11 protein-coding genes are annotated in these 14322 nt (G+C 40.2%); 10 read left to right on the forward strand and 1 reads right to left on the reverse strand.

Annotated elements, in window-relative coordinates; all coding sequences use genetic code 11:
* Window positions 1-85 precede the first annotated feature (85 nt).
* Entirely contained in the window at window positions 86-325 is a 240-nt protein-coding gene (locus HG267_RS14555; RefSeq protein ID WP_045872623.1) for a helix-turn-helix domain-containing protein, read from the forward strand.
* Window positions 315-1046: a hypothetical protein gene (locus tag HG267_RS14560; protein ID WP_045872624.1), complete on the forward strand. Its 732-nt coding sequence runs from the start codon at window positions 315-317 to the stop codon at window positions 1044-1046. The genes HG267_RS14555 and HG267_RS14560 overlap by 11 nt, the downstream gene beginning before the upstream one ends.
* Here the strand turns inward: HG267_RS14560 and HG267_RS14565 are convergent.
* Complete coding sequence (locus HG267_RS14565) at window positions 1031-2185, reverse strand: DNA cytosine methyltransferase (protein ID WP_045872625.1); 1155 nt, start codon at window positions 2183-2185, stop codon at window positions 1031-1033. The two genes, HG267_RS14560 and HG267_RS14565, sit on opposite strands and share 16 nt — an antisense overlap.
* 468 nt (window positions 2186-2653) lie before the next feature.
* Here HG267_RS14565 and typA point away from each other — a divergent pair, with 468 nt between their 5' ends.
* From typA to clpB, 8 genes are all read left to right on the forward strand, one after another.
* Window positions 2654-4444, forward strand: coding sequence for a translational GTPase TypA (gene typA / locus HG267_RS14570; RefSeq protein ID WP_045872735.1), 1791 nt, complete (start codon window positions 2654-2656; stop codon window positions 4442-4444).
* Between the two features lie 199 nt (window positions 4445-4643).
* Window positions 4644-7334 carry an AAA family ATPase gene (locus tag HG267_RS14575; RefSeq protein ID WP_045872626.1) on the forward strand — a complete coding sequence of 897 codons (2691 nt, stop codon included), beginning with the start codon at window positions 4644-4646 and terminating at the stop codon, window positions 7332-7334.
* A 231-nt stretch (window positions 7335-7565) separates the two neighbouring features.
* Window positions 7566-7847, forward strand: coding sequence for a BrnT family toxin (locus HG267_RS14580; protein ID WP_235623099.1), 282 nt, complete (start codon window positions 7566-7568; stop codon window positions 7845-7847).
* A complete protein-coding gene (locus tag HG267_RS14585) occupies window positions 7837-8121 on the forward strand; it encodes a hypothetical protein (RefSeq protein WP_045872628.1) in 285 nt (94 codons plus the stop codon). Before HG267_RS14580 ends, HG267_RS14585 begins: the two co-directional genes overlap by 11 nt.
* Window positions 8122-8377: 256 nt before the next feature.
* Complete coding sequence (locus HG267_RS14590; protein WP_045872629.1) at window positions 8378-9019, forward strand: Uma2 family endonuclease; 642 nt, start codon at window positions 8378-8380, stop codon at window positions 9017-9019.
* Window positions 9020-9116: 97 nt separating this feature from the next.
* Entirely contained in the window at window positions 9117-9707 is a 591-nt protein-coding gene (locus tag HG267_RS14595) for a Uma2 family endonuclease (RefSeq protein WP_045872630.1), read from the forward strand.
* A gap of 416 nt (window positions 9708-10123) precedes the next feature.
* On the forward strand, window positions 10124-10555 hold the full coding sequence (gene gloA, locus HG267_RS14600) for a lactoylglutathione lyase (RefSeq protein ID WP_045872632.1): 432 nt from the start codon (window positions 10124-10126) through the stop codon (window positions 10553-10555).
* Window positions 10556-11375: 820 nt separating this feature from the next.
* A complete protein-coding gene (gene clpB, locus HG267_RS14605; RefSeq protein ID WP_045872633.1) occupies window positions 11376-14045 on the forward strand; it encodes an ATP-dependent chaperone ClpB in 2670 nt (889 codons plus the stop codon).
* The last annotated feature ends 277 nt before the right edge of the window (window positions 14046-14322 follow it).

The raw sequence follows: 14322 nt of genomic DNA on the forward strand, positions 1-14322 counted from the left end.
AGCGATCGTACTCATTATCTATAAAATAGCTTGAATACTTTAGTCTGTAGAACTTTTGTATTCAAGATACTAATCTTTGTCTATCATGCAACCCAGCAAACTAGATCAAATTTTAGGACTAGAACTACAGCGTCATCGTACACAAAAAGGTTGGTCACAGGAGTATCTTGCAGAAGTTACAGGTCTGCACAGGACTTACATTAGCCAGCTAGAGCGAGGTTTAAAAAGCCCATCTGTGAGAGTACTCAGTCATATTACCCATGCTTTAGGTATGACTATGAGTGAATTTTTGCAAGCTGTAGAGGAATCTTTAAGTGCTGATTGACAATGAAGTTGAAAGATTAAGGCAAGCTATTATTGCCACAATCGCATCACCAGTTATTGGTTCGATAGAAGATTATACATGGGAAGCTATTTTTCATTACGTTAAAGATATTCCATTATCCGATCCGGCATTGGGACGTAGTAAGCTTCTTTATGATGCTGTTGACATTGTGACTAAAACTGGTTGGTCGCTGAAATCTCTTCAACTAAATAGTCTGAAGCTGGGTAGTGTATTTTTGTTTGTTATTCAACGAGCAGATATTATCAAGAAGTCTATTCAACTTGGTTTTCCAGGTCTGACTGAGCAGTCCTCACCTGATGAACTAGGCGCAGCCATAATTCAACATTGGAACGAAAAAATTCTTTCTAGCCAAACGGCACAGAATGTTGTCAATAGCTATGAAAGTATATTACTAAAAACTATCCAGGGATATGAGTATATTTATTGCGAATTTCCACTCAATCCCCTAGATCCGAAGATGTTTTCTTGGTCTTGGACAGTGGATAGAATTACTAAGGGTGCAGGAGTAGGACTACAAGGAAAAATTGCAGATAAAGTAGAGTTGGTTTGGTACAAAAATCAAAAACAACTTTTTAGAGCTAGAACTATTCCTTCGCAGGCCGTTCGGATTACCGTAGAAAGAAATCGTCTGACACTTGATCGATATGTAAATACAGTTCTTTCCGCATTACAAGAGCAAATTAATCAGCAACATGATTGAAGGTTAGCCTGAAGAATAGATGAAGCTATAGCTTTACCTAGAAGTGGGGGTACAGATTCACCAATTTGTGAAGCCATATCCGTATATGTTCCCAAAAAGTGAAAACTATCTGGATATGAGTGTAATCTTGCAGCTTCACGGATTGTAATTGTCCGATCCTGAGTAGGATGAAAAAACCGACCCGATCCTGGATGAAAGACCCATCTTGTAATAGTTCTAGCTGGCTTATCCCAGTACAGCCTTCCATATGCACCACTATAGTGTTTTTTAGGCGCTAACTCAGGAGGTAAGTCTCTAGCGTCTTGTCCTTCACACAGAACACGTGCTCTCGACATTTGAATTGGACTCAAAGCACGCGCAATATGATTCACAATTTTCATGCTTTGACTACGCATCATTGCTTGGTACGTCGTTTTTGGCTCAGAAGGATAAATCTCAGCATCGTAGACTTGTCCTGCATTTATGGGCGGTAAGTCTCCAATCGCATCTCTGACTGTCACAATTTCAGAAATATTTGCTTGTAAAAAATTAAGTTGTCTACTAGACTTTCTAGACCTATAGTCGCTCTTAATATCACCAAAATGGGTTGGTTCGGGAAAATTAAGAGAGTGATCTAAGCTAGCTAGAAAAAAAGCTCTGGATCTGGTTTGGGGTACCCCATAATATGCAGCATTTAAAGCAGAAGATACAACTTTGTAGCCCAAGGATTTCAGGTTTTTTGTGATTTCTTCACTAATTACGCCGTTGTAAGCCTTTAAAATTTCGGGTACATTCTCCATGACAACGTACAAGGGTCTGAACTCCTGTACAAAATCCAAAAACGTCTGATACATCTGGTTACGAGAATCATTGAGATAGCGATCGCCAGCAGGAATATTTCTGGAGAATCCTTGACATGGGGGGCCGCCAATTAATGCTGTTAGTTCTTCTGGTTGTAAACCTAAAGCTAATCGTAAGTCTGAAGGATTAACCTGGCGTATATCTTGATGAATGATTTTCGTGTTTGGGTAATTGTGCTTATAGGTCGCCAAGGCTTTTGCATCTATATCAATTGCACATAGAGATTCAAAGCCCGCCATGTGAAATCCTGTAGTTAAGCCACCTGCACCAGCAAATAAGTCAATAATTTTACGCGTCATTCTTGAATACTATAGTACTCATAAAATCTCGTCAACCAACTTCCTCGCCGGACTTAGTGATCCTTTGGCTCGCCCTACCCTTGTTTTGACAAAAACTCTAGCGTGCTTACTGTAGACAAGATTTGCGATCGCAAAAGTCGCCGCAATTGTGACGATTACGCTAGAATTGTTAAAGGTTCTTTACAGAATTTGAACTTCATCCTCAATTCTGTTAAAACAGCCTAGTACAGCAAGGCGCAACTAAAGCAACCATTCAAAACCCGCGAAAAGCCTATGCTATAAGCTTTTTGAATTTTGAACGCCAGTTGCTAAAACTTTGGAATCAAAGCAACGCACTGGCCCCTTTTGACTTTTGAATGCCAATTGCTGCAAGCAGTGGCTTCTTTTGATTTCCGCCCAGCGGTACTAGAATCCTCGCATCGAAATGTACACCTAACAATCCCCTCTACAGTTCACAGTAAAGCTTCTATGACGCTCCCAATTCGTAACGTCGCCATTATTGCCCACGTTGACCACGGCAAAACCACCCTGGTTGATGCACTCCTTAAACAATCCGGCATTTTCCGCGAAGGGGAAGACGTTCCGGATTGCGTCATGGACTCCAATGCCTTGGAACGAGAACGGGGGATTACAATCCTCTCTAAAAATACAGCGGTTCGCTACAAAGAGACGCTAATCAATATTGTTGATACTCCTGGACACGCTGACTTCGGTGGTGAAGTTGAACGCGTACTGGGCATGGTTGACGGATGTCTTTTAATTGTCGATGCCAATGAAGGGCCAATGCCCCAAACACGCTTTGTACTTAAAAAAGCGTTAGAAAAAGGTCTGCGCCCCATCGTTGTCATCAACAAAATTGACCGTACTAACGCTGACCCCCACATTGCTGTTGATAAAGTTTTGGATCTGTTCTTGGAATTAGGGGCAGATGAAGACCAGTGTGACTTTACCTATCTGTTTGCCTCCGGTATGGGTGGTTATGCCAAAGAAAGCATGGAAGCAGAAGCGGTAGATATGCAACCCCTGTTTAATGCAATTCTGCAACACGTTCCACCACCAGTTGGCGACGTTAACAAGCCCCTGCAATTGCAAGTCACAACCCTAGATTATTCTGAATACCTAGGACGGATTGTAATTGGCAGAATTCACAACGGCACTATCCGGGCTGGACAACAAGCGGCTCTAATTACAGAAAGTGGCGCAATTGTCAAGTCAAAAATCACCAAGTTGATGGGCTTTGAAGGCTTGAAACGGGTGGAAATGGAAGAAGCTACCGCAGGTTATATTGTGGCGGTAGCTGGTTTCGCTGATGCTTACATTGGGGAAACAATTACAGATCCCAATGAACCGCAAGCTTTACCACTGATTAAAGTGGATGAACCAACCTTACAAATGACCTTCTGGGTAAATGATTCGCCCTTTGCAGGTCAAGAAGGAAAGTTAGTGACTTCACGCCAAGTGCGCGATCGCCTGTTCCGCGAATTGGAAACCAACGTGGCTTTGCGGGTTGAAGAAACCGATTCTCCCGATAAATTCCTCGTTTCCGGTCGTGGTGAACTTCACCTGGGTATCTTAATTGAAACCATGCGTCGCGAAGGCTTTGAGTTTCAAGTATCTCAGCCACAGGTAATTTACCGCGAAGTCAGCGGTCAACCTTGTGAACCTTACGAACTCCTGGTGTTAGATATTCCTGGTGATGCGGTGGGTAGCTGTATTGAACGCCTGGGACAACGCAAAGGCGAAATGCAAGATATGCAACCAGGTAGTGGCGATCGCACTCAACTAGAGTTTGTCATTCCTGCACGGGGATTGATTGGTTTCCGCGGTGAATTCATGCGGATGACTCGTGGTGAAGGCATCATGAACCACAGCTTCTTGGATTACCGTCCATTGTCTGGCGATATTGAGGCTCGTAACAAAGGCGTTTTAATCTCCTTTGAAGAAGGTGTTTCTACCTTCTACGCCATGAAGAACGCGGAAGATAGAGGCGCATTCTTTATTACACCAGGTACTAAAGTTTACAGAGGTATGATTGTGGGAGAACACAATCGTCCCCAAGACTTAGAACTGAATGTTTGTAAAACCAAGCAGTTGACCAACCACCGGGCTGCTGGTGGTGATGAACTAGTGCAGCTGCAAGCACCGATAGACATGAGTTTAGAACGGGCTTTGGAATACATTGGCCCTGATGAATTGGTGGAAGTTACTCCTAAATCAATTCGTCTGCGGAAGATGTCGAAGAAGTTGGTGAAACGCTAAGTAAAGGTATAACTTAATTGATTTAGAAAGCCCACATCAGTGGGCTTTTTATTTTGTTATTTAAATTTGATCCGATGCGTGATGAAGCAGACTGAATCTATTGAGTTGTTTTTGGCTGCGTAATGACATGTCTCACAAATTACTGCTATAAATAAAAAAGCTACGCAAATAGCAGAATTATAGTATCATATTTTACCCTATGCATCTCAAGACAGTCTTCATCCGCTTCTATAAATCATTTAATGACGACTTCCTGAGGAAGCATAATGACAGAGTAAAACCTAAACCTTGGGAACTGATAGGCACTACTTTCTACCCATACATTGAAGTTAGCATCGAACCCAAAATTACAACAATTGTTGGTGCAAATGAATCTGGAAAGTCTCATTTATTAAGTGCTATTGAAAAGGCTATATCCGGCAAAAATATTGAACGGAGTGATTTCTGTCGTTATTCTCCTTTTTTCACTGTCAAACAGAATGAATTAAAATATCCTGATTTTGGTACTGAATGGGCTGGACTCTCTAAGCCTGAACAGGACGAATTAAGAAAAATTATTCCGGGGATTCATAGGAATTCTAGTCTAGATAAATTTTTCATATTCCGCAACAATGTTGATAATTTAACGATATATTTGACTGAAAAAGGAGAATACATACCATACCCAATTAATGAAAAACAGGTTATTGAGTTACACAAACTACTTCCCATAACGTTTAGAGTTGAGTCTAATGTCGCGCTTCCTTCAAGCGTTCCCATTAAAAAATTAGTTCAGTTAGGTCAAGAGAATTATTCGGGTGGTAGAAAATTTGAACTTCTGGATCGAGAACAAAGAAATAAAATAGTAGATGAACTGGATGTTTTTAGTAATAATCCACAATTGATTACTAAAATTCGCGTTTTTGGTAATGAAAATAGGGAAGAGCTTGATCGTGAAGCAACTACATCAATCAAGTCAATTATATCCGCGCTAGATGAAGTAATTTTTAGTGAAAAAGAGAAGGAAAGAAGAGAAAAAGAATTCAATTTAGCTTACAAACTAATCTGTAAAATTGCCCAGGTTGATATCAATTCTTTAATTGATTTGACTAAGGCAATTAAAGATGGATTACAAGGTTATGCAAATGGAATCATTAAGGATATTAATCATCGATTAGCTATTAATTTAAACTTTCCCAGCTATTGGATTCAAGATCGCAACTTTAGTCTAAAAGTTATGGCAAGAGACTATGACTTAGTTTTTACAATAACAGATAGGACAGGAACTGAATATTCATTTGATGAACGAAGTCAAGGATTACGATATTTTCTCAGCTATTACATAGAGTACCGATCTCATGAACCCAATCCAAATAAAACTGAAATATTGTTGATGGATGAGCCAGACGCTTACCTGTCTAGTCAAGCTCAACAAGACTTACTTAAAGTATTTGATCTCTTCGCCAATCCACAACCTGGCTCACATTTAAATCATCCAATTCAAGTAGTTTACGTAACTCACTCTCCTTTTTTAATTGATAAGAACCATTCCGAGCGTATTCGAGTCTTACAGAAGGGAAATGAGGATGAAGGAACAAGGGTAGTCAAAGATTTTGCACAACATCGTTATGAACCTCTCAGGTCTTCGATTGGTCCTCATATCGGTGAAACAGTTTTCATTGGTAATTGTAATTTGATGGTTGAAGGTATTGGCGATCAAATTCTTATTGCAGGAGCAGCAACGCATCTTCGAGCTAATGGTGTATCTAGTTTAGAAACTTTAGATTTAAACCAAATCACGATTGTTGATTCAGGAGGCGCTACACAAATTCCCTATATGGTCTATCTAGCTTGTGGAAGACATGTAGAGCAAATCGCAGTTATTGTCCTATTGGACAGCGATCAGAGTGGTAATGATGCTAAAAAGCAATTATTAGGTAGAGGAGGTCAACATAGAAGACCTTTACTTAAAGAAAAATTTATTCTTCAACTTGCTGATCTTAAAGAAGAATTCTGCTTGGTAGCTGACAATGCAACAGCAAATCTTGAAATAGAAGATATTATTCCTTTGCCAATTTGCATTCACGCAACAAAGCTTTATTTACAAGAGTTTCTTAAAGTAGATGAAAACGAACTTGTATTCCTAAATGAAGATTTATTATCAACTAAGATTGCTGGTCAAACTATTCTTGATGCTATAGAAGAAACTCTAAAAGACTTTCCTGAAAAAGACTTGGAAATTAGTAAAGCTGGCTTTGCTAGAAATGTTATTCGTGTAGTGAATGAGTGGTCAAAGAAAAAAGATAGGTTGAACAAAAATGAACTCGATGCACTTCAAATTTTTGAACATAACTTCAAAACCTTGTTTAAAAAATTAAATTTTATGCAGCGTATTGCCCAGCAGAGATTAACAAATGAAAGAGTATCGCAAAAAATAGAACGTTTAAAGAAAGACTTTATTGCACTTCACCCTATTTCTGCAAGACGTGAGCATGGTGTTAGGTTGCTTGATGATATGGGGAGCATTTTAGAGAGTAATATAGAAAATGAGTCAATCAAAGAAATTGAACTAATCAAGAACGCAATCCAGAATTTACGTCGTGATTACAAGCTTGATATTGACATGAGTAAAACAATTGACGACTATATTGGATTTCAAGTCGGCTTAGAAAGAATTAAGTATGCAGGACTCTTAGCTAGTCAAGAAGAAACTCTCGATGAGGCTCAAGCAGAGAAGTCAGCTATTTCTGAAGAAGTTATTGAAGAGATACAAACAGATAAACTTGTTCTAGATGGGCAAGCACAATTAGTTAATGAGCAAGTAACTACCGTATCTGAGTTAAAAACTGCTGAAGTTTCTGATAATTCTGCAAATTCTAATAAAAGAAGGAAGTCTAACCCACGCCAGTAATATACAAGTCTGAAAATTTCATATCAGGATTCTGTTCAAAATCAAGAGGACTGAAAGGGCAATTATCATTACTATTCGTGACATTGCGATCGCAATATCATAGCAGAGATTTACAGTGCGTAGGCGTAGCCCGTCGTAGACATTGCCCTTACAGAAATATCTCTGTTTCATAAAACGTATTGACAATGTAAATACACTTTGCCTAAACTTTGAGGTATGGATGTGTATTTCGTGCTTAATGGTGTCACTTTCGTTTGGAACGAAGAAAAAGCTTGGATAAATCCCAGCAATCATGATGGCGTGACATTTCAGCAAGCCACAGAGGCATTTTTCGATCCGTTTTTAGTAGTTGTTGATGCAAGTCGTAATGATGAAGAAAGAGATGCTGTTATTGGCTTAGACAGACGATGGAATCTTCTGTATGTCGTCTACATTGAACGTGAAAACGACATAATTCGGATCATTTCAGCTCGTAAAGCTACACGCAAGGAGCGAGAATATTATGAAAGCTGAAGCACTGAAAAAGCGACTCAATAAAAATCGTCCAATGACTACAATCACAATTCGTATTCCCGAAGATGTCATTGAAGATTTGAAAAGAATAGCGCCATTACTGGGATTTTCTGGCTATCAGCCGTTAGTGCGTGCCTATATTGGGCAAGGGCTAAGAGTTGATCTGGAACGACTGGAGGGGGATACTATCTCAGCACTGATTGCTAGCTTGAAGCGTCACGGTGTTAGCGATGAGGTTATCCATGAAGCCCTCACTGAAGTTACTCAAAAATAGTGCAATTGCGATCGCCCTGGCTGTAAATTTAGTCAAATTCTTGAGTCAATGACTAATCTCTCGCTACTCAGCAGGGATTCTTACACAAAGCGATCGCCTTCTATTTTTCCTGCAAATATACTGTATCACGGGGGCGTAATTAATCTGCGATCGCATTTTTCCCAGTCAATTTGAGAGAATCTGATTATCGCTGTTTATGTAGTCAGAAAATTTATGAGTTGGAGTAGAAGTCTTTGAACTGCAAGGAGCTAGAAAGATGTTATTGGAGTTAAAGCGCATCCATCTTCCACCAGGGCAAAGAGTATTATTGCAAGATGTTACTTGGCAAGAATTAGAAACAATTATTGAAGAGTTGGGCGAACATCGTGCAGCGCGAATTGCTTATGACAGGGGAATATTAGAAATTATGGCTCCATTGCCAGAACATGAAGACGATAAAGAAATTATCAGTGATTTAATTAAAGGATTATTAGAAGAATTAGATATTGAATTTAGATGTCTTGGCTCTACCACATTCAAAAATGAATTGATGGCTCAGGGTATAGAACCCGATCAATGTTTTTATATTAAAAACGAAGCTTTAATTCGTGGCAAAAAGCGACTAGATTTAACAATTGATCCACCACCCGATTTAGCTTTAGAAATTGATATTACTTCTCGTACTCATCCAAATATCTATCAAGCTTTAAAAGTGCCAGAACTGTGGCGGTTTGAAAAAGGTATATTGAAAATTAATCTTTTACAAAATGGAAATTATGTAGAGTCTCAGTCAAGTTTAAATTTTCCGCATTTGCCTTTGATTGCAGTAATTCCCCAATATCTGGAAAACAGTAAAACCGCAGGTAGAAATGCAACGCTTAAAGCTTTTCGGAGTTGGGTAAAACAGCATTTATCTTAATAAATAAAAAACAAATCAATACTTTTCCCTGCCGACGATAGTCATGCAGGTAAAGAGTATGCCACAATTCAGGAAGGGATTGCTAGAGGTAAACGCGATGTCCCCACTACTTGACCAAACCACTGACCAACGAACAGTTACAGAAAGCAAGACTATAGAGGAGTTTTTAAAACTTCCATATATTGAGGAGTCACCTGCTTGGGAATATATTAACGGAGAAGCAATTCAGAAACCTATGGGAGGAGGTAAACACAGCTTATTGCAAAAACGCTTAGTAGCTGTAATTGATGGGTTGGAAAGTGACTATGAAGCCTTTCCTGAATTGCGCTGTACCTTTGGTAATCGTTCAGTAGTTCCTGATGTAGTTGTTATCTCTACCAATCAACTACCACTTGATGAAAATGGAGAAATTATCAGCATTGGTATTGATTTTGCACCTGCTTGGTTAATAGAAATTCTTTCCCCTACTCAAAGTCAAACTAAAGTAACTGGCAATATTTTACATTGTTTACGAAATGGCAGTCAGCTAGGATGGTTGATTGACCCAAATGAACGCTGCATTTTAGTTTATCAACCTAATTCTTTGCCAGATTTGTTATCAGGAAAAGATATATTACCAGTGTTGGCAGATTTGAATTTAACGCTGTCTGTTGATGACGTGTTTGCTTGGTTGAATCGGAAAAAGTAATATTATTCTGAAAATAAAATTTCTGCAGTATTACGCATTCATGTAGAAGCTGACAATGTAGAGTTAATCTAAATAAAGCCGCCAGCAGTTAAACATAAAATCTTATCAGTGATTTTTTACATTGGTCACTATCAAAGCTTTTGTTCTTATCATGATGATAATGATTGCTCAATACCAGCCTGTCAATGTAGAGGCTGTATTTACTTTGCTTCCCCATTGGAGTACAAACTGAAAAACTGGGTTTTTGCCATAACCAATAATTCCTTGATGGTACAAGCCCCCAGATTTATCTGTGGAGTCAATCCAAAATCCAAAATCTAAAATCCAAAATTGTATGACTCTGAAAGTCAAACGGTGTTGTATGTACAATGTTGGCAGACAACAATAGCTGAATCCAACACAAAGCAAAGGTAATTATGCGCTTACTTCATACAATGCTACGGGTGGGCAATCTTGAAGAGTCTTTGAAATTCTACATTGATGTCCTGGGAATGAAATTGTTGCGGCGAAAAGATTATCCAGATGGAAAATTTACTCTAGCTTTTGTTGGCTATGGTGACGAAAGTGACAATACAGTCATAGAACTAACCTACAACTGGGGGGTGGAAAAGTACGAATTAGGTAATGCTTATGGTCATATTGCCATTGGTGTGGGCGATATTAATGCTACTTGCCAAGAAATTAGAAATCGTGGCGGTAAGGTAGTAAGAGAACCAGGCCCAATGAAACACGGTACTACAGTAATTGCTTTTGTGGAAGACCCAGACGGCTATCGGGTGGAACTGATTCAATTGGGTACTTTAGGAATTGAAGGTAAGCAGGAATCACAAACACTGGTAACTAAGTAATTATCAAAGTAAAACATTTGACAATACTTGTCGGTTAAGGGGAAAAGGGGAAGGGAAAAAGGGGCAAGAAAAAACCTTTAACCCTTACCCTTTAACCTTTTCCCAAACCAAATTAAGAGTTTAAAATCCTTAACCGAGCAGTATTGAAACATTTGAGCGATCGCCAATACTGAAAGCTAAAAATCAATTTTCAAAAAAAGGATTTCCTATCAATAGGTATGGCGATCGCTTCCTTGATGACTTTGCACAAAAATCTGTATTCCTGATTACTATCTAGTTAAGTTAATTCACTGAATCAGAATAAATTCCAGAATCAGCGCTTTTTATTTAAAGATTTTTAGATAACAGAACTGAAATATTTAGTTGCTAACAAGTTGACCTTAAGATGGCATTATACTAATGCATTAATTCACAAATGCGATTTTCATGACGGCTACAAGCTCACCAATATCTTTCAGCTTGGCAGATCAAGTTGGTGAACAGCCTACACTGTATGCGATAGCATCAGTATAGAAGTCAGTCACACTATCGCTGATAAATTAGCAACTTTAAATTGCACCTAGAGATACAAGCTGATACATAAGAATGATGTTTCGATATTTACTTAGGGGGAAACTAGTAGCAAAGCAGGAAGTATGAAATATGAAGTAGCACAGTTTTAATTCTCGGCTATGACCACGACTAAGCTAACTATCTTGAGCTTTTTGTGCCTTTATCCTTCCCCAAACGGCAATTTCTAAACTAAAATCGCGCCACATCGTAAAAGAAACTCTTCCACTGGCGGCAAAATTCTGAAATCTCAACCTGAAAATTATTAAAGATGCAACCTACAGATCCTAATAAATTTACTGATAAAGCCTGGGAAGCGATCGTGAAATCTCAGGATATAGTCCGTGCTTATCAACAACAGCAACTAGATGTTGAGCATTTAATGATTGCCTTGCTAGAAGAACCTACTAGCATTGCAATACGTATTCTCGCTCGAGGTGAGGTTGATCCAGTAGCCTTGCAAGAACAACTGGAAGCTTTTACTAAACGTCAACCCAAGGTGGGGAAAAGCGATCAACTTTATCTAGGACGGAGTTTAGATGTTCTACTCGATCGCGCCGAAGAAAGTCGAGTGCGGATGAAAGATGGCTTCATCTCTATAGAACATATGCTGCTGGCTTTTGCTGAAGACGATCGCGTCGGGCGGAAGCTCCTCCAACGCTTTAATGTTGATAGTAGTAAGCTAGAGGCGGCAATTAAAACTGTGCGCGGTAGCCAAAAAGTTACCGATCAAAATCCCGAGTCGCGCTACGAAGCCTTGCAAAAATTTGGCCGAGATTTAACAGAACAAGCAAAAGCAGGGAAGCTAGACCCCGTAATTGGGCGTGATGATGAAATCCGCCGGGTTATTCAGGTATTATCGCGCCGGAGTAAGAATAATCCCGTTTTAATTGGTGAACCTGGGGTAGGTAAAACTGCGATCGCAGAAGCTTTAGCACAGCGCATGGTAAACGGTGACGTTCCCGAATCGTTGAAAAACCGCCAGCTAATTTCTTTAGATATTGGTAGTTTAATTGCTGGAGCTAAATACCGTGGTGAGTTTGAAGACCGTTTAAAAGCAGTTTTGCGGGAAGTTACAGAATCAAACGGTCAAATAGTACTGTTTATTGACGAACTGCATACCGTTGTTGGTGCAGGTTCTAGCCAGCAAGGGGCAATGGATGCGGGTAATTTGCTCAAACCGATGCTGGCGCGAGGCGAATTACGCTGTATTGGGGCAACAACCTTAGATGAGTTCCGCAAACATATTGAGAAAGACGCAGCTTTAGAACGCCGCTTCCAGCAGGTATTTGTCGATCAGCCCAGCGTTGAAAATACCATTTCGATTCTGCGGGGGCTAAAAGAACGTTACGAAGTTCATCACAACGTCAAAATTTCCGATTCCGCACTCGTAGCTGCAGCTACATTGTCAGCGCGTTACATTTCCGATCGCTTTTTACCAGATAAAGCCATTGACTTAGTAGATGAAGCCGCAGCCCAGCTGAAAATGGAGATTACCTCCAAACCCGCAGAACTGGAAACAATTGATCGGCGCTTAATGCAGCTAGAAATGGAAAAGCTGTCGTTAGCTGGGGAAGACAAAGGTACGGCTCAAACCAAAGAACGTTTGCAGCGTATTGAGCAAGAAATTACCACTTTGACTGCCAAGCAGCAAAAATTTAATGACCAATGGCAAGGTGAAAAGCAGATATTAGAAGCGATTAGTGCTTTAAAGAAAGAAGAAGACGCTTTGCGAGTGCAAATTGAGCAAGCCGAACGTGACTATGACCTTAACAAAGCTGCTCAATTGAAGTATGGCAAATTAGAGGGACTGCAGCGCGATCGCGAAGCTAAAGAAGCACAACTGTTAAAAATCCAAAGCTCAGGTTCTACACTGCTGCGTGAACAAGTAACAGAGGCAGATATTGCGGAAATCGTCGCTAAATGGACAGGAATTCCGGTAAATCGCCTGATGGCATCGGAAAGGCAGAAATTACTGCAATTAGAGAGCCATTTGCATGAACGAGTTATCGGTCAACATGAAGCCGTCGCCGCCGTCGCCGCCGCCATTCGTAGTGCTAGGGCAGGGATGAAAGACCCCGGTCGTCCTATTGGTTCATTTTTGTTCATGGGGCCGACAGGGGTAGGTAAAACTGAACTAGCCCGCGCTTTAGCACAGTTTCTCTTTGATTCTGATGATGCTTTGGTACGCTTGGATATGTCCGAGTATATGGAAAAACACTCGGTTTCTCGTTTAGTTGGCGCGCCTCCAGGGTATGTAGGCTATGAAGAAGGCGGTCAGCTTTCCGAAGTCGTGCGCCGTCATCCTTACTCGGTGGTGCTGCTGGATGAAGTGGAAAAAGCCCACCCCGATGTCTTCAATATTTTGTTGCAAGTCTTAGATGACGGTAGAATTACTGATTCTCAAGGCAGAACAGTGGATTTCCGCAACACTGTAATCGTCATGACCAGTAACATCGGTAGCGAACATATTCTTGATGTCTCTGGTGACGACTCCAAGTATGAAATGATGCAAAATCGGGTAACCGACGCTTTGCGATCGCACTTCCGCCCCGAATTTATTAACCGTGTGGATGACATTATTATCTTCCACACCCTCAGCCGTTCAGAAATGCGTCATATCATCCGCATTCAACTCAAACGCGTCGAGAATCTTCTCAAAGAGCAAAAAATCTCTTTTGATATCTCCGCAGCGGCTTGTGACTACCTCGTAGAAACAGGCTATGACCCAGTTTATGGCGCACGTCCCCTAAAACGGGCAATTAGGCGTGAAGTCGAAAACCCCATTGCTACCAAGCTACTGGAAAATACCTTTATTCCTGGAGACACAATTTTCATTGATAAAGGTGAAGCTGGGCTGACTTTTAGCAAAAAACAGTCAGTTAAAGTAGCAGCGCCATCAGCTACGGTTCAGTTATTAGAACCTACGGCAGACGTTTAATATCAAGGCAAAATTTTATTGATTTGTCAGTTGTGTAAAAGCTAGCTCAATTGGGGGATTCTCCCCCAAACCCCCGATTGGGTGACGGTTGCGTCCCCCAAACCCCCTCCAAAATTATTGTCGAGTTTTTTGTTGAGTAACTAGTTTTTTGGTTTTTTTGTCAATTAATTTTCTTAACTGAACTGTATTGCTACATAATCCTCTATTCAGGGAACTCTAAAAAATAATACCAATTTGAAAAAAGAATGCGACAGATTGTAGGGGCAAGGCACTGCCC

The sequence above is a fragment of the Tolypothrix sp. PCC 7601 genome (genome assembly GCF_025677855.1).
Lineage (GTDB): Bacteria > Cyanobacteriota > Cyanobacteriia > Cyanobacteriales > Nostocaceae > Aulosira > Aulosira diplosiphon.